The 22,923-nt window shown below is 63.2% G+C and carries 16 protein-coding genes and 1 pseudogene; 11 read left to right on the forward strand and 6 right to left on the reverse strand.

The window, feature by feature from the left end; genetic code table 11:
* The first annotated feature begins 149 nt into the window (after positions 1–149).
* Positions 150–776, forward strand: a complete 627-nt coding sequence (locus D579_RS0100435) for a peroxiredoxin (protein WP_017941735.1) — start codon at positions 150–152, stop codon at positions 774–776.
* A 124-nt stretch (positions 777–900) separates the two neighbouring features.
* On the opposite strand, the gene gloA is transcribed toward D579_RS0100435, so the two are convergent.
* The 5 genes from gloA to trxB all read right to left on the reverse strand — a co-directional run bounded on the left by gloA (position 901) and on the right by trxB (position 6,873).
* Positions 901–1,401, reverse strand: a complete 501-nt coding sequence (gene gloA, locus D579_RS0100440) for a lactoylglutathione lyase (RefSeq protein WP_018950735.1) — start codon at positions 1,399–1,401, stop codon at positions 901–903.
* Between the two features lie 714 nt (positions 1,402–2,115).
* The gene (locus D579_RS0100445; RefSeq protein WP_231362682.1) at positions 2,116–2,691 is read right to left on the reverse strand and encodes a lysozyme-like domain containing protein; all 576 of its coding nucleotides are present in this window, start codon (positions 2,689–2,691) and stop codon (positions 2,116–2,118) included.
* Positions 2,692–3,272: 581 nt separating this feature from the next.
* Positions 3,273–4,028: a leucyl/phenylalanyl-tRNA--protein transferase gene (aat, locus tag D579_RS0100450; RefSeq protein WP_018950736.1), complete on the reverse strand. Its 756-nt coding sequence runs from the start codon at positions 4,026–4,028 to the stop codon at positions 3,273–3,275.
* Between the two features lie 447 nt (positions 4,029–4,475).
* The gene (locus tag D579_RS0100455) at positions 4,476–5,753 is read right to left on the reverse strand and encodes a GNAT family N-acetyltransferase (protein ID WP_018950737.1); all 1,278 of its coding nucleotides are present in this window, start codon (positions 5,751–5,753) and stop codon (positions 4,476–4,478) included.
* Positions 5,754–5,757: 4 nt separating this feature from the next.
* Entirely contained in the window at positions 5,758–6,873 is a 1,116-nt protein-coding gene (trxB, locus tag D579_RS0100460; protein ID WP_018950738.1) for a thioredoxin-disulfide reductase, read from the reverse strand.
* A gap of 437 nt (positions 6,874–7,310) precedes the next feature.
* Here trxB and D579_RS0100465 point away from each other — a divergent pair, with 437 nt between their 5' ends.
* The 7 genes from D579_RS0100465 (at position 7,311) to D579_RS0100490 (ending at position 16,483) form a co-directional block, all read left to right on the forward strand.
* The gene (locus tag D579_RS0100465) at positions 7,311–10,205 is read left to right on the forward strand and encodes a ribonucleoside-diphosphate reductase subunit alpha (protein ID WP_018950739.1); all 2,895 of its coding nucleotides are present in this window, start codon (positions 7,311–7,313) and stop codon (positions 10,203–10,205) included.
* A 97-nt stretch (positions 10,206–10,302) separates the two neighbouring features.
* Positions 10,303–11,541: a ribonucleotide-diphosphate reductase subunit beta gene (locus tag D579_RS0100470; protein WP_018950740.1), complete on the forward strand. Its 1,239-nt coding sequence runs from the start codon at positions 10,303–10,305 to the stop codon at positions 11,539–11,541.
* Positions 11,542–11,773: 232 nt separating this feature from the next.
* On the forward strand, positions 11,774–11,923 hold the full coding sequence (locus tag D579_RS15170; RefSeq protein ID WP_018950741.1) for a hypothetical protein: 150 nt from the start codon (positions 11,774–11,776) through the stop codon (positions 11,921–11,923).
* Positions 11,910–13,409: a reverse transcriptase domain-containing protein gene (locus D579_RS14435; RefSeq protein WP_081621671.1), complete on the forward strand. Its 1,500-nt coding sequence runs from the start codon at positions 11,910–11,912 to the stop codon at positions 13,407–13,409. The genes D579_RS15170 and D579_RS14435 overlap by 14 nt, the downstream gene beginning before the upstream one ends.
* 5 nt (positions 13,410–13,414) lie before the next feature.
* Complete coding sequence (locus D579_RS0100480) at positions 13,415–14,395, forward strand: 5'-nucleotidase (RefSeq protein WP_026289393.1); 981 nt, start codon at positions 13,415–13,417, stop codon at positions 14,393–14,395.
* A 226-nt stretch (positions 14,396–14,621) separates the two neighbouring features.
* Positions 14,622–15,359, forward strand: a complete 738-nt coding sequence (locus D579_RS0100485; protein WP_018950743.1) for a transposase — start codon at positions 14,622–14,624, stop codon at positions 15,357–15,359.
* A 251-nt stretch (positions 15,360–15,610) separates the two neighbouring features.
* On the forward strand, positions 15,611–16,483 hold the full coding sequence (locus tag D579_RS0100490; protein ID WP_018950744.1) for a sensor domain-containing diguanylate cyclase: 873 nt from the start codon (positions 15,611–15,613) through the stop codon (positions 16,481–16,483).
* Positions 16,484–16,705: 222 nt separating this feature from the next.
* On the opposite strand, the gene D579_RS15175 is transcribed toward D579_RS0100490, so the two are convergent.
* Complete coding sequence (locus D579_RS15175; RefSeq protein WP_196800931.1) at positions 16,706–16,957, reverse strand: hypothetical protein; 252 nt, start codon at positions 16,955–16,957, stop codon at positions 16,706–16,708.
* 53 nt (positions 16,958–17,010) lie between these two features.
* Between D579_RS15175 and D579_RS0100500 the strand changes: the two genes are divergently transcribed.
* The 3 genes and pseudogenes from D579_RS0100500 (at position 17,011) to D579_RS0100510 (ending at position 22,677) form a co-directional block, all read left to right on the forward strand.
* A complete protein-coding gene (locus D579_RS0100500) occupies positions 17,011–19,008 on the forward strand; it encodes a S9 family peptidase (protein ID WP_026289394.1) in 1,998 nt (665 codons plus the stop codon).
* Positions 19,009–19,570: 562 nt separating this feature from the next.
* Positions 19,571–19,654 (forward strand): annotated as a pseudogene (locus tag D579_RS15430) (antibiotic biosynthesis monooxygenase); the annotation flags it as partial.
* 335 nt (positions 19,655–19,989) lie between these two features.
* On the forward strand, positions 19,990–22,677 hold the full coding sequence (locus D579_RS0100510) for an AMP-binding protein (RefSeq protein ID WP_018950748.1): 2,688 nt from the start codon (positions 19,990–19,992) through the stop codon (positions 22,675–22,677).
* The last annotated feature ends 246 nt before the right edge of the window (positions 22,678–22,923 follow it).

Below are 22,923 nucleotides of genomic sequence, written 5' to 3' on the forward strand. Positions count from 1 at the left end.
CCTGCCCGGCTCATCGTTAGGGGCAAACTATCGGGACGTTAATTAATTAGTAATTCACGAAATTCGGAAGGGCGTATAAAGTAGAACGTACATGGAGGCAAGGCCCCATGAGCTTCCGAATCACTATCTAAACCGAAAGGAGTTACATCATGGCACTGCGTTTGGGCGATACCGCACCGAATTTCCAGATTGATACCACCAAGGGCAAGATCGATTTCCACGAATGGATCGGCGACTCCTGGTGCTTCTTCTTCAGCCACCCGGCCGACTTCACCCCGGTGTGCACCACCGAGATGGGCCGCACCGCGCAGCTGGCCAAGCAGTTCGCGGACCGCAACACCAAGCCGCTGGGTCTGTCGACGGATACCGTCGAGGAACACAACAAGTGGATTGAAGACGTCAACGACACCCAGGACACCACGCTGGAGTTCCCGATCGTCGCGGATGCCGACAAGAAGATCTCGGAGCTCTACGAGATGATCCACCCGGGCGAGAGCGAGACCGCCGCCGTGCGTTCGGTCTACATCATCGACCCGAACAAGAAGATCCGTCTGATGATGACCTACCCGATGTCGGTGGGCCGCAACTTCGACGAGATCCTGCGCGTGATCGATGCGCTGCAGACCGGTGACAAGCATGGCATCGCAACCCCGGCTGACTGGACCCCGGGTGCTCGCGTGATCATCCCGCCGACGGTCAGCAACGAGGACGCGCAGAAGAAGTTCCCGCAGGGCTTCGAGGAGATCCGCTCCTACCTGCGCTACACCAAGGTCTGATCCGGACCGACCAGCAGCCTCGCCCGACTACGGGCGGGGCCGTTCTCCCCAGGTGGGAGCAGGGGCCGCAAGGCCCCTTTTTTGTGTCTGTCGGTTACGCCTGGATACGGCGAACCGCTCGTCTTCAGCGGCCCAGCCCGGTCAGGCGGCCGGGTTCGAGGATCTCGATCCAGTAGCCGTCGAGGTCCTTCACGAAGGCGATGTCCTTCAGGCCGCCTTCGTCGGGGCGCTTCACGAACTCGACGTTGTTCTGGTCGAACCAGCGCACGGCGGCGTCCAGGTCCGGGACCGAGAAGCAGATGTGGCCGAAGCCCTGCGGCTCCTCGTTGCCGTCGTGGTAGTGGAAGTCCGCGTCGTTCTCGGTGCCGTAGTTGTAGGTCAGCTCAAGGATGCCGCGCTGGCTGAACATCCAGCGGGTGGCCTCGCCGGCGTCCTTCGGCGGCTGCGGTTCGTCCTCGCCAAGCTGCGCGAGGAAGTAGAGCGTGAACTCGAACTCCGGGAAGTCCAGGGTCTTCACCAGCTCCATGCCGAACACGCGCTGGTAGAAGTCCAGCGCCTTCTGTGGGTCCTTCACGCGCAGCATGGTGTGGTTGAAGCGAAAGCCTGCGGTGGGATTGTCGCTCATGGTGCGTCCTTGTCTCGGCCAAAGGGGGTGTCCCGGAAGACTGGAACACAGGCGGCGAGGTTCCCTCAAGTGCGCCCGTCACGCGTTGCGCTCGGAGCGAGGGGCTCCGGCACCGCGAGTCGCACAGGTAGCGTCGCTGGCTTCAGGGAGTGCCCCGGCGCCGGTGGCTGCGTCGGGAGATCGCCACGGCGCTGCGCGCCTCGCGATGACGGGATTTGTGACGCGCCCGGCCAGTTCATTGTCCGTCACTGCGAGGAGGCGCAGCCGACGTAGCTGTCTGTTGGGGGTGCTCTCCGGCGGCGAGGCAGCGTTGGGAGATCGCTTCGCTTCGCTCGCGATGACGGGAGGCGTGGCCTTGGTGGGGCGGTTGGGGTTGTGTCACCGCGAGGAGGTGCAGCCGACGCCGGCAGTCTGTTGAGGATGCCCCGACGCCGGAGGCGGCGTTGGCCGATTGCTTCGCGATGCGCGCAATGACGGGATGGTGGAGCGGCCGGGAACACACATCCCCGTCACTGCGAGGAGGCGTAGCCGCCGTGGCAGTCTGTCGGGGTTACCCCGGCGCCGGGGACGCGTGGGGTGCTCGCTTCGCGGCGCTCGCGATGACGAGATGCTGGGCTTGGGGCGCGTGCCCGCGTCCAAAAGCACCGTCATCCCGGAAACCGCGCAGCGGTTATCCGGGATCTCCCGGGGCAGGCATGGCGTTCGTCGGTTCGGCTACTGCCGGCAGAACGGCCAGACCTGGTAGAAGCGCCGGCAGCGGAACTCGGATTCGCAGCTCTGTAGCTGGGACTCGTAGCGGTCGGCGCGCTGCGCTACCTGTCGGGCCGCGGCCCGGACCTGCGGCTTGCTCTGGTAGCTGCCGCGGTTATAGCCGCCCTGGCCCTCATGGTAGGCGAGGTAGAGGTGTTCCGAGTTGTACAACGACACGCCGGTCATGCGCTGGGTGCGGGCGTTGTACCAGCCGATGAAGTCGGTCGCGTGCTTCATGTGCGAACGTCGCGCGAAGCGGCTTCCGGCATCGTCCTGGTACTCGCCCCAGACCGGGTCCTGGGCCTGGGCATAGCCCCGGGCGGAGGAGGGGCGGCTCCACGGGATGAAGCCGAGCAGACGCTCGCGGTCCGGGCGCACGTGGCTGCGGAAGGAGGACTCCTGCTGGATGAACGACATCTGGGTCGCGATCGGCGTGCCCCATTCCCGCTCGGAATCCCGCGCATGATCGTACCAGCGCGGCTGCTCGCGGAAGATCTCGCAGATGTTGCTCTGGTCATCGGGCGGGGAGGGCGACAGCATGGAGCACCCAGCGGTGATGGCTGCCAGCGCCAGCAGCAGCCCGGCCCGCAAAATGGCGACGATCGCCCGCCGCGTCTTCCTTGATTCTGCCTTGTCCACCCGAATCTCCCGCCCGGTTTCCCAATGGCCCGCGAGTATAAAGCACCCGCGGCGAGGGCAACGGGCGCGCCGTGCACCGGGCCTGCTTCCGGAGCTTGCCGCGGCCCCTGCGGGGCCGCACAACGACAGGGTCGCGCCACCCGCCATCGCGAGCGGCTGTAAGCGATCTCCCGACGCGGTCCCCGGACCGGGGTGGCCCCCAAAAGACTGCCACTTCGGCTGCGCCTCCTCGCTGTGACGGGAGCGGGGAGACGCCCCACATGCCCGTCATCGCGAGGCGTGCAGCGCCGCGGCGATCTCCGTCCGGGGCCACCCGAATCGGCCGTCGTGCGCGGTGTCAGGGTTCATCGACTCCGGCCGTCTGTGTGGGAGAGACCCTGCCCGAGAGACGCCAGGCCGGATCTCCCCGTAGGAGCCTGCTTGCAGGCGAACGCTCCTGCCCGCGTCCGACAATGGCAGGGGCTTCGCCTGCGAGCAGGCTCCTATCGGGGGGTGTTCCAGTCGGGGTCGAGGGGGCTCAGGGTCGGGTCGGTCCGCCATGGGCCTGGCTCGACCGGCTCGCGGGCGATTTCGCGGATGCGGTCGATGAACGCCTGGCGGGGCAGGGTGATGGCCCCGAGGTTGCGCAGGTGGGCGGTCTCCATTTGTACGTCGACCAGCGGCCAGCCCCAGGCGACCAGGTGGCGGCACAACCAGGCCAGCGCCATCTTGGAGCCATCCCGCTCGCGCGAGAACATCGACTCGCCGCAGAACAGCCGCCCGACCGCGACGCCATAAAGCCCGCCGATCAGGCGCGGGCCGTCCCACACCTCCACCGAATGCGCGTGGCCCGAGCGGTGCAGTGCGATATAGGCCTGCTGCATGCTGGTGGTGATCCAGGTGCCATCGGCGTAGTCACGGGGGCCGGCGCAGGCCTCGATGACGGCCTCGAAGGCGCGATCGAAGCTCACCGTGTAACCGCGATTGCGGATCGCCTTCTTGAGGCTGCGATGCAGGCGGAAGTGGCCCGGCTCCAGGACCGCGCGCGGGTCCGGGCTCCACCAGAGGATTGGCTGCCCGGCCTCGAACCAGGGGAATACGCCGGAGCGATAGGCATTCAGCAGACGCGGCACGGAGAGATCGCCCCCGGCGGCCAGCAGCCCGTTGGGCTCGGGCAACGCCTGCGCCGGGTCCGGAAACGGCGCCTCCGGATGCTCCGGATCGAGCCAGGGCAGGGTGATCTGGGGGCCGGAGGTCATGGGGCGAGCCCCCAACGGCCAGAGTCCAGCGCGGGCAGGGGCTTCGCGGGCAAGCCCGCTCCCACGGGGCGATCCGGGATCCCCGAGTGCGGAGAAGATCCAGTCGGCGAGCCGGTTGCCTGGGTCGGGAGATCCCGGCTCTTCGCTGCGCTACGGCCGGGATGACGAGGTGGGGTACTGCGGCCGGGATGATGGGTGTCGGTGTGCCGGCGGCATTGTAGGAGCCTGCTTGCAGGCGAATGGGGTGTGGGGGAGTCCAGCGCGGGCAGGGGCTTCGCGGGCGAGCCCGCTCCCACAGGGCGACCCGGGGTCCCGGAGTGCGGGGAAGGTCCAGTTGGCGAGCCTGTTGCCTGGGTCGGGAGATCCCGGCTCTTCGCTGCGCTACGGCCGGGATGACGAGGTGGGGCGCTGTGGCCGGGATGACGGCCGCAGCGAGCCGGGCTCGGGTTAGCGGTCGGGCACATCATCGGAATGGGCCTGGCGATAGGGCGAGTGTTCGTGCAGGCGTTCGCACTGGGCGCGCATCATCTGGGCCTCGCGCTCGCAGAAGTCGCGCACCGGCTGCTCGAAGCCCTCGGTCAGGATCATGTGGGCGGAGTAGGTGGGTGTGGGCAGGAAGCCGCGCGGGATCTTGTGCTCGCCCTGGGCGCCCGGCTCGAAGCGGGCCAGCCCCTCGCGGATGCAGAACTCGATGCCCTGGTAGTAGCAGGTCTCGAAGTGCAGGTCGGCCAGCTCCTCGGTGCAGCCCCAGAAGCGGCCGTACAGGGTGTCGTGGCTGCGATAGCAAAGCGCCGCGGCGATGGTCTCGCCGTCTCCCTTCGCGTCCGGTTCCGTCGCATCCGGATCCGTCGCGCTGGGGCGCCGGGCCTCGAACAGCACCACCTGGTCGCCCAGTTCGGCCGCGGTCTCGACAAAGAAGGCTTCCGATAGCGTCGGGATGCCCATGTGCTTCTCGAAGGTGTCCACGTAGAAGCGATGAAAGCGCGCCCAGTCCTCGGCCTTGCCGGTGGCGCCGGTCAGGGTGCGAAAGACGATCCCGGCCTCGTTCACGCGGCGGCGTTCGCGCTTGATGTTCTTGCGTTTCTTCGAGCTGAGCGCGCCGAGGAAGGCGTCGAAGTCCGCGTACCCCCCGTCCGGGGCGTTGGTCCAGTGATACTGGCAGCCCATGCGCTCGGCCAGGCCCAGCTCGCGGGTCACGTCCAGATCGTCCTGGTTGGGGAACAGGATGTTCACGCCGGAGGCGTTCAGCTCGCGCCCGCGGGTCACCAGCGCGCGCACCAGCAGGGTGCGCAGGTGATCGAAGTCCGGCGCCTCCGGGTGCACCAGCAGGCGCGGGCCGGTGGCCGGGGTGTAGGGCACGGAGACGACCAGCTTGGGGTAGTAGTTCAGCCCGTGGCGGTTCCACGCGCCTTCCCAGGCGAAGTCGAATACGAACTCGCCGTAGTTGTTGGTCTTGGCGTAGGCCGGGGCCGCCGCGACCAGCTGGCCCTCGCGGAAGATCAGCACATGCTGCGGGAACCAGCCGAACTGCCGGCCCAGGCACTCGTGGCGCTCCAGGCCCTCCAGAAAGGCGTGGCGCAGGAACGGCTCGGTACCGCCGGTCAGGGCATCCCAGGCGGCCGGGTCCACCTCGGCCAGGCCGTCACGCAGCTCGACGCGCTCCGCCGTGTTGCCCGTGGCGTCCTCCGACGGGTCCGCTGCCTGGGTGTCGCCCTCGGCGCTCACGCGATCAACCGAGCTTGTCCAGGTACTTCTCCGCGTCCAGTGCGGCCATGCAGCCAGTGCCGGCGGAGGTGACCGCCTGGCGATAGACGTGATCCATCACGTCGCCGGCGGCGAACACGCCCGGCACGGAGGTGGCCGTGGCATTGCCTTCCAGCCCGCTTTGCACCTTGATGTAGCCGCCCGCCATATCCAGCTGGCCCTGGAAGATGTCGGTGTTCGGCTTGTGGCCGATGGCGATGAACACGCCCATCAGCTCGAGATCCTTGGTCTCTCCGGACTCGGTGCTCTTGAGACGCGCACCGGTCACGCCGGTCTCGTCGCCGAGGATCTCTTCCAGGGTGTGGTTCCACTCGATCGTGACGTTGCCGTTCTTTTCCTTCTCGAACAGCTTGTCCTGCAGGATCTTCTCCGAGCGCAGCGAATCGCGCCGATGCACCAGGGTGACCTCGGAGGCGATGTTCGACAGGTACAGCGCCTCCTCGACCGCGGTGTTGCCGCCACCGATCACCGCCACTTTCTGGCCACGGTAGAAGAAGCCGTCGCAGGTCGCACAGGCGGACACGCCCTTGCCGGCGAAGGTGGTCTCGGACTCCAGCCCCAGGTACTGGGCGGAGGCGCCGGTGCAGATGATCAACGCATCACAGGTGTACTCGCCGGAGTCGCCGATCAGGCGGTAGGGCTTGTCTTTAAGCTGCACCGTATGGATGTGGTCGAAGATCACCTCGGTGTCGAAGCGCTCGGCGTGCTTTTGCATGCGCTGCATCAGCTCGGGGCCCTGCACGCCCTCGTTGTCGCCGGGCCAGTTGTCCACATCGGTGGTGGTCATCAGCTGGCCACCCTGTTCCAGCCCGGTGATCACGACCGGGTTCAGGTTGGCGCGCGCGGCGTAGACGGCGGCGGTCCAGCCGGCCGGGCCGGAGCCCAGGATCAGCAGCGGGCAGTGACGCGGCGCCTTCTCGCTGCCGCCCTTTTTCGGCTGGGTCGCGGTGTCGCCGCCGGAGGAGAGCGAGACGGCGCCGGCGGCTGCCTGCATGGCACCCGTCGCGACGGCGGCCTTGGGGGCGTCCTTCTTGCCGGCCTGCTTGCTCTTCTTGTCGGATGGGTCCTTGGCGTCGCTCATGCGGTACTCCCTGTCGATACGATGAATACGGCTGGCGCTGCCAGGGTGGCCGGCAACGCGAAAAATACGGGTTCGATAAGGCGGGGATTATTGGGACGCGGCGGGTCTTTGTCCAACATCGCCACGCCGGACGTGGATGCCCCAAAGCGGTCCCCGCGCGCGATACCGATTCGGTAATCGCGGGCCATAAAACATTTTCATGTTCGCGTGGGCCGCAGGCACCCGGCGGGGAGTCACTACATCGGCGTTTGGTGGATAACCGGGGTGCCTCGCCAGGAATGGCGACAGGACGGGGAATGGGCGTTTTTATCCACAGCTTGCCCACGGCTTGTGCGCGGTTTGTTCTTCCGGGAGCCACTATATCTAGTGGCTATGCAGTTCTCGATCCCCGATCTATAGTATCTCACGTTCGATCCAACACCAGCGCGAGGCCCGTCATGCACAGCGATTCCCATACTGCCACAGCCCAGCAGGGCACCCAGTACCCGCCGCAAGCCGAACCGTCGGCCGAGGTCCTGGCGACCAGCCCGGGCCAGCACCAGGTGATTCGCCGCAATGGCAAGGTGACCGGCTTCGATGCCTCCAAGATCGAGGTCGCGGTGACCAAGGCCTTCCTCGCGGTGGAGGGCGGCAATGCCGCCGCCAGCCGGCGCATCCACGAGGTGTCGAAGGAAGTGGCCGGGCAGGTGGTGGACAGCCTGTTCCGCCGCGCCGGGACCCAGGGCATGACGGTCCACATCGAGGATATCCAGGACCACGTGGAGCTGGCGCTGATGCGCAGCGGCCACCACAAGGTCGCGCGGGCCTACGTGATCTACCGCGAGCAGCAGTCGCAGAAGCGCGCCGCCGAGGCCGCCGAGCAGGGTGCGGACGAACAAGCCGACGCCGCCACGCTGAACGTGACCCGGGCCGACGGCACCCTGGCCCCGCTGGACGAGGACCGCCTGCAGGCGGTGGTCGCCGAGGCCTGCGCCGGCATCGAGCAGGTGGATGGCGAGAAGATCCTGACCGAGGCCCGCCGCAACCTGTTCGACGGCGTGGCCGAGAAGGATGTCTCTACCGCGCTGGTGATGGCCGCGCGGGTGATGATCGAGAAGGAGCCCAACTACTCCGAGGTCACCGCGCGGTTGCTGATGGACGCGCTGCGCCGCGAGGCCCTGAGCTTCGTGCACGGCCGCCCGGAAGAGGCCACCCAGGCCCAGCTGGCCGAGCGCTACGCCGATTACTTCGGTGCCTACATCAAGCGCGCCGCCGAGCTGGAGCTGGTCGACAGCGAGCTGACCCGCTACGACCTGGAACGCCTGGGCGCCGCGCTCAAGCCCGAGCGCGACCTGCAGTTCACCTATCTGGGCCTGCAGACCCTGTTTGATCGCTACTTCATCCACTCGGACGGCATCCGCTTCGAGCTGCCGCAGGCGTTCTTCATGCGCGTGGCGATGGGCCTGGCGATCAACGAGATCGACCGCGAGGCGCGCGCGATCGAGTTCTACAACCTGCTGAGCTCGTTCGACTTCATGAGCTCCACGCCGACCCTGTTCAACTCCGGCACCCTGCGTCCGCAGCTCTCCAGCTGCTACCTGACCAGCGTCCCGGATGACCTCGACGGCATCTACAGCGCCATCCGCGACAACGCGCTGCTGTCCAAGTTTGCCGGCGGGCTGGGCAACGACTGGACCCGCGTGCGCGGCATGGGCGCCCACATCAAGGGCACCAACGGCAAGTCGCAGGGCGTGGTCCCGTTCCTCAAGGTGGCCAACGACACCGCGGTGGCGGTGAACCAGGGCGGCAAGCGCAAGGGCGCGGTGTGCGCCTACCTCGAGACCTGGCACATCGATATCGAGGAGTTCATCGAGCTGCGCAAGAACACCGGCGACGACCGCCGCCGCACCCACGACATGAACAGCGCCAACTGGATCCCGGACCTGTTCATGAAGCGTGTGGCCGAGGACGGTGACTGGACCCTGTTCTCCCCGAACGAGGCGCCGGACCTGCACGACCTGATCGGTGCCGACTTCGAGAAGCGCTACAGCGAGTACGAAGAGAAGGCCGCGCGCGGCGAGATGCGCGTGTACAAGACCATGAAGGCCGTCGACCTGTGGCGAAAGATGCTCGGCATGCTGTTCGAGACCGGCCACCCGTGGGTCACCTTCAAGGACCCGTGCAACCTGCGCAGCCCGCAGCAGCACACCGGCGTGGTCCACAGCTCCAACCTGTGCACCGAGATCACCCTGAACACCTCGGATGACGAGATCGCGGTGTGCAACCTGGGCTCGATCAACCTGGCCGCGCATATAGGCGACAACGGCGAGCTGGATCAGGCCAAGCTCGAGCGCACCGTGAACACCGCCATGCGCATGCTCGACAACGTGATCGACTACAACTACTACTCCGTGCCGCAGGCGCGTCGCTCCAACATGCGCCACCGCCCGGTGGGCCTGGGGATCATGGGTTTCCAGGATGCGCTGTACAAGCTGCGCCTGCCGTATGCCTCCGAGGCCGCCGTGGAGTTCGCCGATGCCTCCATGGAGGCGGTGTCCTACTACACCATCAAGGCCTCGACCGATCTGGCCGAGGAGCGCGGGCGCTACGAGAGCTTCCCCGGCAGCCTGTGGAGCCAGGGCATCCTGCCGATCGACTCGGTCGCAAAGCTGGCCGAGACCCGCGGCGACTACCTGCAGATGGACACCACCCAGCGCCTGGAGTGGGACAAGCTGCGCAAGCGGGTGAAGAAGGTCGGCATGCGTAACTCCAACACCATGGCGATCGCGCCGACCGCGACCATCTCCAACATCTGTGGCGTGTCGCAGTCGATCGAGCCGACCTACCAGAACCTGTTCGTCAAATCGAACCTGTCGGGCGAGTTCACCGTGATCAACCCGTACCTGGTGCGCGATCTGAAGGACCGCGAGCTGTGGGACGAGGTCATGGTCAACGACCTCAAGTACTACGACGGCTCGGTGCAGCCGCTGGACCGCGTGCCGGAGGACCTCAAGGCCCTGTACGCCACCGCGTTCGAGCTGGACACCCGCTGGCTGGTCGAGGCCGCCTCGCGCCGGCAGAAGTGGATCGACCAGGCGCAGAGCCTGAACCTGTACATGGCCGAGCCCTCCGGGCCCAAGCTGGACGCCCTGTACAAGCTGGCCTGGGTGCGCGGGCTGAAGACGACCTACTACCTGCGCTCCATGGGCGCGACCCACGTGGAGAAGAGCACCGTGGCCGACTCCTCGCGCGCCAACAAGCTGAACGCCGTCTCCGGCGGCCAGCAGGCGTCCGAGCCGGAAGCGCCCACGGCGTGTTCCATCCTCGACCCGGACTGCGAGGCCTGCCAGTAAGGTCCGCCCGCGAGCGGGCAGCGAAACCGTACGACCAAGCAAACTGAACAAAGGCCCAGCCACCGCGCCGGGCCGCCACCGAAAGAAGAGGGACACTATGCTTTCCTGGGACGATCCGATTGCCGCCGTAAAAGGCGAAGGCCAGAAACAACCCGCCGTACGCCCGGGCATGGGCTTTCAGGAGAACGAAGCCCTGATGAGCACCGCCGGCGCTGCGCCCAGCGTCCCGCCGGAGCCGGAGAACGCCGGCCAGCCGCTGGCCGAGCCGAACGAAGAGGCCCTGACCGGCACCGGCCTGGAAGACATCGAGATGGGTGCCGAGCGCATCCGCGTGGATGACAAGAAGATCATCAACTGCCACGCGGACCTCAACCAGCTCGTGCCCTTCAAGTACAAGTGGGCCTGGCAGAAGTACCTGGATGGCTGCGCCAACCACTGGATGCCGCAGGAAATCAACATGAACGCGGACATCGCCCTGTGGAAGGACCCGAACGGGCTGACCGAGGACGAGCGCACCATCGTCAAGCGCAACCTGGGCTTCTTCTCCACCGCCGACTCGCTGGTGGCGAACAACCTGGTGCTGGCCGTGTACCGCCACATCACCAACCCCGAGTGCCGCCAGTACCTGCTGCGCCAGGCCTTCGAGGAAGCAGTCCACACCCACGCCTACCAGTACTGCGTGGAGTCCCTGGGGTTGGACGAGGGCGAGATCTTCAACATGTACCGCGAGGTGCCCTCCGTCGCCGTCAAGGCCGAATGGGCTCTGCCGTTCACCAAGCACCTGGCGGACCCGAACTTCCGCACCGGCACGCCGGAGGCGGACCAGAAGCTGCTGCGCGAACTGATCGCCTTCTACGTCGTGTTCGAGGGCATCTTCTTCTACGTCGGCTTCGTGCAGATCCTCTCCATGGGCCGACGCAACAAGATGACCGGCGTCGCCGAGCAGTTCCAGTACATCCTGCGCGACGAGTCCATGCACATGAACTTCGGCATCGACGTGATCAACCAGATCAAGGTCGAGAACCCGCACCTGTGGACCGAAGACTTCAAGGACGAGATGCACACCCTGATCCGTGATGCGGTGGAGCTCGAGGCCCAGTACGCCCGCGACACCATGCCCCGCGGCGTGCTCGGCATGAACGCGCAGATGTTCGAGGAATACCTCCACTTCATCGCCAACCGCCGCTGCGCGCAGATCGGCCTGACCGAAATGTACCCGGGCGCCGACAACCCGTTCCCGTGGATGAGCGAAGTGCTGGACCTGAAGAAGGAAAAGAACTTCTTTGAGACGCGGGTTACGGAGTATCAGACGGGGGGGGCGCTGAGCTGGGATTGACCCGGCGAAGCGAGCCACCAGGGAAGGAGCCGGGGAAGCGGCCACGACCCAGACGAAAAGGGCGCCGGTCGGCGCCCTCTTTTGTAACTGAACTCATCGTGTTCGGGGCAAGAAGCAAGGTTGGATCCCGCGGCCTATGCGCTAGATCCTGACTCGTGCCTAGCCACGGTTGCCCTGCCCCAAAGTTTGCTTTACGGTTGAGGCATCCTCCAAGGGAGGAAACGGGCGGCCTTTGGCCGGGCTCGACCCGGCTTTTGGGGAGTATGAAGCGATTCTGCTCAACCAGATGGAAACGTACTTTTTCGTGGTGACGCCCGTGGAAGGCCCGATCAAGATGATCGGGCCTTTTGTTTTTAGTAGGAGGGTTGATGAGTTTTCGTGAATTGTTGGAGAGGGAGATCAAGCAGGAGGCGGAAAAACTCACGAACCGTTACCATGCTTACCATAATGCACTTCACATAGAGTTTTCCCGTAATCGCGACAGATTCCTCAATCCTCCGAAGAAGGAGATCTATAAGCCGGATTATTGGGGTCATGATAGGAAATTTAACCCATTCTACGTAAGAGCAAATTCTCGAAGCATAGCGAAATCGATATCTCGAAAGATCTCTGCTGGTGTGTACGCTCCCTATCCTCCCCATGTTCACAAAGTACCGAAGTCTGATGGTGGGGTTCGTGATGTAAATATCTTTCAGATCCCAGATGCTGCCGTATCTAGTATTTACTATCGCCGTTTGTTGTACAAAAATAAACACCGATTCAGCGCATTCTCTTATGCTTACCGGAATGACCGAAACGTCCATTTTGCCATACAAGATGCATGGGTGGATATTGCTCGAGAAGCTCGGACCTTTGTGGCGGAATTCGATTTTTCAGATTTCTTCGGATCAATCTCTCACAGCTACCTATTCGACCAGTTTGATCAGAATGGCTTCGTTGTCTCTGAAGAGGAGCGCCGGATAGTCCGGTCATTTCTAGATGGAACTGGTTCCGGTATACCGCAAGGGACATCGCTTTCACTGTTTTTAGCAAATATTGTCTGTTGGAGGTTGGACCTAGGTTTTGAGCGAGAGGGCCTGAAGTTTGCGCGCTACGCTGACGACACTTTAATCTGGGATCCAGATTATTCTAAGATTTGCCGCGCATTCTCGTTAATAAATAATTTCTCTGATTCGGCGGGTGTTCCAATAAACGCCAGAAAATCGAACGGGATTCGGCTCTTGTCTCGTGAAGGACTTCCAGTGGAGTTGAGTAATCCCGCAACCAAAGTCGATTTTCTTGGGTATTCCATATCAGTAGATGCCGTATCGATCAAAGAAGAAAAAATTTCTAGGATCAAGCGTGAGATTGGCCTCATACTTTACCGCAATCTAATTCTACCGCTTCGCGGGCGCTGGGGTGGTCCGAGGTCGTTGCGGGTAGGAGAGCTGGATCCCGAATTCGTGCGTTCGATTATGCAAGTTCGGCGCTATCTATACGGTGAACTAAACGAAGATAAAATTCGGAAATACATATCCGGGCGGGCCCGAAGTATCAAATTTAAGGGGTTGATGAGTTTTTACCCATTGGTGACCAATGAGAAACAGCTGCAAGAGCTTGATGGGTGGTTGGTTAGTGTGTTTCGGAGAAGCTTGGTAAAGAGAAGGGAGCTCTTGGAGTTCAAGGGCGTAGCTCGAGTATCAGATTGCTTTCCCTATCGTGAGAATCTAAATAATCTTCCGGAGGTATGTCGGCAGCACGGCCGGAAAGTAGGGATAGAGATAGACGTGCCGAGTTTCCTTCGAATTTATAACGCGATCCAAAAAGGAATAGAAAGGAGGGGTGTTGAAGGAGTAATGAACCCATCCTCTCTTGATTATGAGTATTAATTCATATGGCATTTGATTTAAGAGACACTTTGGTCGTTGGTATTTCGGCTACCGCACTGTTTGATCTTTCAGAAGAAGACCAGTTCTTTAAAAAGCAGATTTCTGAAAATCCTTCCCAAGCGGTTCGTCGGTACCGAGAGTATATGTTGGAAAGGGAGCTCGAGTCTCTTTCGGACGGCACTGGCATGCCGCTAATGAAAGGTCTTGTGGGATTGAATCGACATGCAGAAGCCGACAAGACCCCGCTGGTCGAGGTGGTCGTGATGTCAAGAAATAGCCCTGAGACAGCCGTCAGGGTCCTTCATAATGTCAGGAATCTTGGATTGGAGGTCTCGCGATTTGCGTTTACGGGTGGCGAGAGCGTGGTTGAGTATCTTGAGGCGTTCGATGTCGATCTTTTTCTTACCACGGACAAGGATGATGCCCAAGCTGTGATTGATGGGGGGTATTGCCCCGCAGCGATTCTTAAGGATCCTCCCTCGGAAGGTAATTCACCCATCGAAAACCAGGTTCGGATTGCGTTTGATGGGGACGCGGTTCTTTTTGATGAGCAGAGTGAGTTGGTCTATAAACGCGACGGCTTGCAAGGATTTCATAAACACGAGGATCAGAAAAAAGATGAGCCGATGGCCGAAGGTCCATACGCGTCATTTTTGAAAAAGCTATCGCGGCTTCAGGAAAGATTGCCCGGGGGGGTGGAGGGGTGTGAGGTCCGTGTGGCTATCGTCACCGCTCGAAATGCGCCTGCAGAGATTCGGGTGGTAAACACCCTCCGGAACTGGGGTATTTACGTGGATGAGGTGTTTTTTCTCGGAGGCGTTAAGAAGGATAAGGTGTTGAGCGCATTCAAGCCGCATATTTTCTTTGATGACCAAGAGCTGCATTTAAAGGACGCGGCGCATGTTGTCCCATCGGCTTTGGTACCGTACGAATCGGATTCACAATTGAGGGCCCCTATGATGACTCCATCAGAAGGCAAAGCATGACGGGGTCGGTCACGCTAACCCTCGACGCGTAAGAAGAGGACAGCCATGATCTTCTTGACCGTCTGAGGCGGTCGGGCTAGGTTTCGTGGCGGCAAAGAAGCCAGAATAACGGGGTCGGACCTCGGTAACCTACGGAAAAACAGCGGTAAACCGGTCTAGAAAGGTCGCGATTCGAGTTTAGAGCGGTCATTTCGGCCATCAAATGGGCATTCCAGGGAGGGAAGCCATGCCACGGGCGAATCGCCATCATCTGCCGGGCCATGTCTGGCACGTTACGCATCGTTGTCACAAGCAGGCGTTTCTGCTGAAGTTTGCCCGCGACCGGAGGCTCTGGCGCTACTGGCTGTACCAGGCGCGCCAGCGTTACGGACTCTGTGTGCTCAACTACATAGTGACCTCCAACCATGTACACCTGCTGGTGCGCGATGGGGGCGGAGGCGAGATTGCGCGTTCCATGCAGTTGATGGCGGGCCGGGTTGGCCAGTCATACAACCGGCGGAAGGCGCGCAAGGGCGCTTTCTGGGAAGACCGCTACCATGCCACTGCCGTGCAGACCGGGACCCACCTCGCGCGCTGCCTGGTGTACATCGACTTGAACATGGTCCGGGCGGGGGTGGTGAAGCATCCATCGGAGTGGGAAGCCAGCGGATATCGCGAGATCCAGGCACCACCGGACCGTTACCGAGTCATTGATGAGCAGGCCCTGCTGGATACGCTGGAGATCGGTTCCGTAGCCGAGCTGAGAGAGTGTCATCGTTTGTGGGTGGAGGAGGCGCTGGCCTCGGATCGCGCCAGTCGGGATGAGTGGTGGACGACGGCCGTAGCGGTAGGGGACCGGTCGTATGTGGACGAAGTGCACGGGGCGCTGGGGGTGCGGTCGCCGGGGCGCCACGTTGAACAGACGGGGGATACCGCATGGGTGCGCGACGATGGGGCGAGTTATGGGGTTGATCAACGGTTTTGACGGCGAAATGGGGCGGATAAGCCTCTAGAAAGGGGGTTTTGCGCGATATAAATCCATGAAGACAGTAGGTTGTCGTGGTCCGACCCCGTCGCCGAACGTCCCGTCGCCGAACGGTTGCGGCTCCCTCGTGCAGAATGACGGCACGGCAGTCACCGCGCCTTGTTCGCACGCAAAAGCGACTCGAGCGCGCGTGCGTACATTAATCAGTGTTTCCCTAGAGTGTGAGTCCGTGGACCAGATATCCTTGACCAATGCCCGTTGACCTTCAAGCGCTCTCGGCCAGGCTGATCCATCTGATCCTCGACACGGTCTTTGTGGTCGATCGGGACAATCAGATCGTCTTCGTGACCGATGCCTGTGAGGATCTGCTTGGTTATCGCGCGGAGGAGCTGATCGGAACCACGATCACCGACTATATGCATCCGGAAGACCTGGCGGCCTCACTGGCCTCCATTGTTCGGGTCATGGAGGGCAAGCCTCACGTCGATTTCCGTAACCGCTATATCCGCAAAGATGGCGGTGTCGTGTACATCCTTTGGTCGGCCCACTGGGTCGAGGAGGAGGGTGTGCGGATTGGGGTTGCGCGGGACGTGACGGCCCTGCGGGAGGCCGAGGAGGAACTGCGCTTCCTCGCCCATCATGATCCGCTGACAGGACTGACCAACCGATCGCTGTTCTATGACCGCCTGGATCTGGCGATACATTCGGCCCATCGCTACCAGAACCACCTGGCCTTGCTGTTTCTGGATATCAACGACTTCAAGGTGATCAATGATGTCCATGGACACGCGGTGGGGGACCGTGTGCTTTGTACGATCGCCCGGCGGCTGGAAGGCTGCGTGCGGGAGACGGACACGGTGGCGCGGATGGGCGGGGATGAGTTTATTGTCCTGCTGACGGATATCCAGGTGGAGGGTGCCGTTTCCAGAAAGGTCGAGCACATTCAATCGGCCATGGACGAGCCCCTGGGCGCCGAGTTCGGCGGGATCATACCGTCTTGTAGCATTGGCGTGGCCTGCTATCCCGCTGACGGAGAGGACGCCGATACCTTGCTGAGCCGTGCGGATGGCGAAATGTACCGGGTGAAGCGGAAAAGGGGTAAGGGGCATTCGGAAACCTCCTAAGTAAGGGGGTCGGACCTCGGTAACCTACGGAAAAACCGAGGTAAACCGGTCTAGGAAGGCCGCGATTCGAGCTTAAAGCGGTCATTTCGGCCGTCAAATGGGACTTCCAGGGAGGGAAGTCATGCCGCGGGCGAATCGCCATCACCTGCCGGGAAGGGTGAACCGCCCCGGGTTTCCCGGAGACTCGTTGGTTTGGGTCACGCCACCTGGTGAGCTATGGGCTCAGAGCTCGCTTTTTGCCTCTGCAAGTTTCCGGCGGAAGGCAAGGTTTGACCCCGGCGTCTTTCCGCGGATGGAGTGGAACAGCTGCTTCTGCAGGGCGGCTTCTCGATCGATGGTTGGGTACAAACCCTTGCGCGGCCGCTTGCCGGGATGCGGGGTATCGAACCCATGCGGCCGGGAGACGGTGAATGCGCATTCGTCGTCGTGGCGGCGACCCGGAACGTCCATCGCAGGCGGGCGAGAAAAGGACACCCATGATCTCGTTGCGTCAAACTCGGGAGCATTTCCTTTCCCTCGAGGACTCCATGACCCGAACACTGTTGCTGATCGTCATCTTCTACACGCCGTCGGTATGGGCGGAGCCGCCGGAGCCGATGGTGCCCGCCGACTATTACGACTTCGTGTTCGCGACCGAGCCGAGGCTTTCGCCGGATGCTGGCCATGTCGTCTTCGTGCGCAGTCGCGTGGACGATGAACGCCGCAATCGGGAATCGAGCATCTGGATGGTGCCGGCTGATGGCTCGGAATCGGCAAGCCAGTTCACTCAGGGTGAGTCCGATCGTCATCCCCGTTTTTCTCCCGATGGGCGGCAAGTGGCCTTCTTGAGGACCGTCGACGAGGACGCCCAGATTCATCTGATACCCATTGACGGTGGTGAAGCCCATGCCATCACCGAGATTGAACAGGGCGATCTTTCTCACTTTGCCTGGCTGCCTGATGGTCAACACCTGATCGTTACCCTGACCATCGACCCGGCCGTCGAGGATCCCGCGCAGGAGGAGCAGGGGGATGACGCACCGCAGGCGGATGTGAAGGTCTATTCGCGGCCGCTCAGCCGTCGTGAGTCGCAGGGTTGGCTGGATGAGAGCCGCCGCACCTTGTGGTTGCTGGATTCGGCAAGCGGCGAACTCGAGCGTTTGGCAGGGGACGCCGAGTGGAACCACAACAACCCGACGGTTTCGCCCGATGGCCGCTTCCTGGCGTTCAATGTCGACCGCAGCGGCCGCGAGTACGACGGCAGCTTCAATCAGGACATCTACCTGCTCGATCTCGAAAGCCGTGAGGAACGCAAGCTGTCCGCGCCCGATGGGCGTGTCACCGACCCAGTGTTCTCGCCCGACGGGCGCCAGGTCGCCTTTCTCTATCAGTCCGACCGTTATCGTCCCGTGGAACTGCACCGCATCGGGATCGACAACGACGACCACAAGGTACTGCACGATGGCATGGACTTCTCCGTTACGCAGGCCTGGTGGCCCGAGGGGTTCGATCGCCCCCTGGTATTGGCGGACTTCCGCGGCAGCCGTCCACTGATTCGCTTGCACCCCGATGGTGACAGCGAGGTGGTCCTCGGTGATGAAGCCGCTCTCAGCGATATCGACTTTGCCGCCGACGGCGAGTCCCTGGCCTTGCTGGTCGAAGACGAAACCCGGATGCCGGAGGTGCACGTCGCCGACAGTGAAGGGTTCGAGTCGCAACGCCTGACGGGCTTCAACGACACTCTGCTGGAATCACGTTACCGGACCGAGCTCGAACGCTTCAGCTACGAGGTCGAGGATGGCCGCACGGTGGATGCGTTCCTGCTACGGCCCAAAGGGTTCGACGCCGGCGATGACTGGCCGCTGGTGTTGAACATTCGTGGCGGTCCGGCGCATATGTGGGGCCATCGCTGGTTCCACGAGTTTCAGATGATCGCGGGCGCGGGCTACGCGATGCTGTTCACCAACTATCGGGGTTCGACCGGCTACGGTTACGAGTTCCAGGCCTCGGTGTACCAGGACTACGGTGGGGTGGACTACCGCGACAACATGCAGGCCCTGGACGCGGCGTTGGAGCGCTACGACTGGATCGACGAGGAGCGCCAGTTTCTGACCGGTGGCAGCCATGGCGGCTTTCTGACCAACTGGACCACCACGCAGACCGATCGCTTCCGCGCGGCGGTCACCCAGCGCAGTGTCTCCAACTGGATCTCTGAGGCCGGCACCCAGGACTACGTGCCGACAAGGATGAATGCCGAGTTTGGCGGCACGATCTGGACGAACTACGACTATTACTGGGGACGCTCACCGCTCAAGTACGCCGACCAGGTGAGTACGCCGACGCTGATCATCCACTCTACCGATGACCGGGTGACCCCGATCGGACAGGGCCAGGAGTGGTTCTACGCGCTGCTTAATAACGACGTAGAGAGCGAGCTGGCGGTATTCGATGGCGAAGGCCACAACCTGTCCCGGGACGGCACTCCGGTGAATCTGGTCAAACGCCTGGAACTCATCCTCGAGTGGTTTGAGAGCCATAAACCGTGATCCGCAGTGCGAGGCATTGATTGCGAGGCGGGGGGCAGTCGGGGAGAAGGGAGAAGAGAGATGGGGATACGGAGGGATAACGGGGTCGGACCTCGGTAACGTACGGAAAAACCGAAGGAAACCGGTATAGAAAGGGCGCGAGTCGGGCTTGAAGCGGTGATTTCGGCCATCAAATGGGCATTCCAGGGAGGGAAGTCATGCCGCGGGCGAATCGCCATCACCTGCCGGGAAGGGTGAACCGCCCCGGGTCTCCCGGAGACTCGTTGGTTGGGGTCACGCCACCTGGTGAGCTATGGGCTCAGAGCTAGCCTTTTGCCTCTGGAAGTTTCCGGCGGAAGGCAAGGTTTGACCCCGGCGTCTTTCCGCGGATGGAGTGGAACAGCTACTTCTGCAGGGCGGCTTCTCGATCGATGGCTGGGTACAAACCCTTGCGCGGCCGCTTGCCGGGATGCGGGGTATCGAACCGTTGCGGCCGGGAGACGGTGAATGCGCATTCGTCGTCGTGGCGGCGACCCGGAACGTCCATCGCAGGCGGGCGAGAAAAGGACACCCATGATCTCGTTTGGACGTCCGGGTTATTGGCGAGTTCGAGGACGCCGAATGGTACGTGGACCCACCCGGAACGTATGACACGAGTCGTCCCTGACCTTTGGACGTCGGGGCCCAATCTGGAGCACAGGGGAAGATGACACCCACGCCGCGAGGCAGGGGAAGAGGACGCCCATGAGTTCTTGTTCTGCCAGTTCGTCAAGGCGCGGGGGCCTTGACGAACTGGCACCCCCGTCAGCCCGGCCAGAACGGGGATTGTGAAACTCGAGGTCCTCCTCTGTGTCCTAAGCTCCTAGATTCGAGGGGATGACAGAGACGGCGAATCATGCCTCAATACAGTGATGGACGCCGCGAGGCGCTGCTGGCGAAGCTGCCGTGCCGCCGCCTCACGGCCTGACGGGGCGAGCAGGCTCTGGTACGGGAGATTTCAGGATGAGCGCGCAAACCATCGGGGAACTGCTGTCTTCCCGTTCCGTTCGCGAGGACCAGGACGCGGTCGTCTCCATGAGCCGCGATGGCTCCGATGCCCTCTCGCGGGGGGAACTGCTCGAACGGGCGGGGCGCCTGGCGGCCGGGCTGCAGCAGGCCGGAGTCGAGCAGGGCGACCGGGTCCTTATCCTGGCTCCCAACAGCGCCGAGTGGGTAGTGTCGGCTCTGGGCGTGATGAATGCCGGTGCGGTCCTGGTGCCCCTGGATACCCAGATGCCGCGCGAGGACCTGGACCACGCGATTTCGGATTCCGCACCGCGGTTCATCTTCACCACCACGAAGCTCAGGGACCGGCTCCCCGAGGCCCTCGGCGAGGTACGCACCTACCTGTTCGATGCGGACGCCGATGCTGCGGATTCCTGGGAGGGGCTTCTTGCGAAGGAGCCGGCAGACCCGGTGGCGCGCCCGGATGATATCGCGGCGATCTTCTATACCTCTGGTACTACGGGGCCGCCGAAGGGCGTACCGCTGACGCATGCCAACCTGAGCAGCAACGTGGAGGCGTTGTGCGACCAGGAGCTCGCGGACGATCGCGATCGGGTGCTGGTGCCCCTGCCGTTTCACCACGTGTATCCATTTACCGTGGGCATCCTGATTCCGCTGACCCTGGGCGCGACGATCATCGTGCCGTTCTCGCTAGTGGGTCCGCAGATCGTGCGCGCGCTTCGCGAGGGCGAGGCCACGGTGATGCTTGGGGTGCCGCGGTTGTACGAGGCCGTGTGGCAGGCCCTGGAAGATCGGGTCGCGGGGCGCGGCGGGCTGGCGGCGTTCGTGTTCCGGCGGATCATCGGTGTCTCCAGGCTGGCGCGCCGCCGGCTCGGTCTCAACCTCGGCCGGAGGCTGCTGAAGGGCCTGCACAGTCGCCTGGCCCCGCGCCTGCGGCTGGTCGTCGCTGGCGGGTCGGCGCTCGATCCGGAGCTGGCGCGCAACCTGCAGGCGCTGGGCTGGGACGTGGCGACCGGCTACGGCCTCAGCGAGACCTCCCCGATCCTGACCTACAACCCGCCGGATCGGCTCAAGATCGAGGCCGCCGGTCTGCCGTTGCCCGGGGTCGAGCTCAAGATCGACGATTCACAGTCGGGTGACGGGCGTGGCGAGGTGATGGCGCGCGGGCCGAACGTGTTCTCCGGCTACCTGAACCTGCCGGACAAGACCAAGGAAGCCCTGGACGAAGACGGCTGGTACCGCACCGGCGATACCGGCGAGATCGACGATGACGGTTATCTGCACCTGCACGGGCGGGAATCTTCGATGATCGTCCTCTCGGGTGGCGAGAACGTTGATCCGGAACGGGTGGAAGATGCGTTGAAGATGATCGACGACGTACGCGAGGCCGGGGTTCTGGCGCACGAAGATCGCCTGGCCGCTGTCGTTGTGCCCGAATCGGGTCTGCTGCGCGAGGTGACCGGCGACGATCTCGAGAAGCGCCTGAAGGAGGCGGTGAACCGCGCGGCGAAGGAACTGCCAAGCCATCATCGCCCGGGCACGGTGCGCGTTGCGCTCGACCCATTGCCGCGCACGCGCCTGGGCAAGTTGCGTCGGCACAAGCTGGAAGAGCTGTTCGAGGAGCTGGGTCGGGAGGACACCGTTTCCGAGGCGCGGCCGGAGCCGGTTTCGCCGGAATCCTGGGCGCCGGAAGACCAGCAGCTGCTTTCGGATCCCGCGGCGGAGCAGACATGGACCTATCTTGCCGAACGGTTTCATGACCTGCGTCTGACGCCGGACAGCATGCTGGCAGACGAACTCGGGATCGATTCGCTCAACTGGGTGGATCTGACGCTTGCGCTGGAGGATCGCGCCGCCATCGACCTCGACGATTCGGCGATCGAGCGCGTGGAAACGGTGCGTGACCTGCTGAAGGAGGCGGCCGGAGCCGCGGAGGCGAAGGAAGGGCGAGGGGAGCTCAAACAGCAGCTCCAGGATCCCGAGTCTTTCCTTGAAGATGTCCAGCAGAGGGCGCTGGAACCGCCGGGATCGGCCGGCCGGGTGGCCGGGCGTCTGCTCCTTGGGTCTACGCGGTTGCTGGCCCGTCTGTTGATGCGCGTGGAGGTGCGGGGCCGTCTCCCGGGGCCAGACGCGGGTCCCCATATCATTGCGCCGCGCCATCTGAGCTTCGTGGACCCGCTGGCGTTGCTGCCGGCGTTCAGCACGCGGCAGCTGGAGGCGCTGTACTGGGCGGGTCTGGAGGCCTATCTGTTTTCCAACCGGTTCTCCCGCGCGTTCAGTCGCATTGCGCGTATTCTGCCGGTCGATCCCGCCGCGGCACCGCGGCGCAGTCTCCTGCAGGCCGCTGCGACGGTGCAGCGTGGCCACAGCCTGGTCTGGTTTCCGGAAGGGCAGCGTTCCCCGGACGGTGATCTCCAGCGCCTGCGGCCCGGCATTGGGCTGGTGCTCGCAGCACAGCCCGTGCCCGTGGTGCCGGTATGGATCGAGGGCACCCGCGAGGTTATGGCCCCGGGCCGGGTGTTCCCGCGGCCTGGCAAGAAGGTGCGCGTGGTCATTGGCGAGCCGATTTCGGTTGATGCCTACGGCAAGGATGAGCGCGAGATCGTGCAGACCCTTCAGGCAGCACTCGGGGACCTGGGAGGAGACCCCGCGGCCGAAGACACGCGAAGAAAAGGACACTCCTGATTTGTTGACGGTCTGACGGGGCCGGACCAGGTTTCCGCGCACACGTCGGGGTCCCGCGCAAGAAAATGGGGTCTACCTTCAGCCCTTGCCTTTTCCCCGTCCGGTTTTTGTGAGCACAAGGCAAGGTCTGAACCCGGCGTCGGGGGTCTCTCTCCTGTGCGGGCGGTGCCGCGGGGCCACATAATGGATGTCAGGTGGTCCTGGCTGTTCGATACGGGGCCGCTCCCCCCTTGCAAGGAGCGGAAG

This window comes from Thioalkalivibrio sp. AKL12 (genome assembly GCF_000377925.1).
Taxonomy (GTDB): domain Bacteria; phylum Pseudomonadota; class Gammaproteobacteria; order Ectothiorhodospirales; family Ectothiorhodospiraceae; genus Thioalkalivibrio; species Thioalkalivibrio versutus.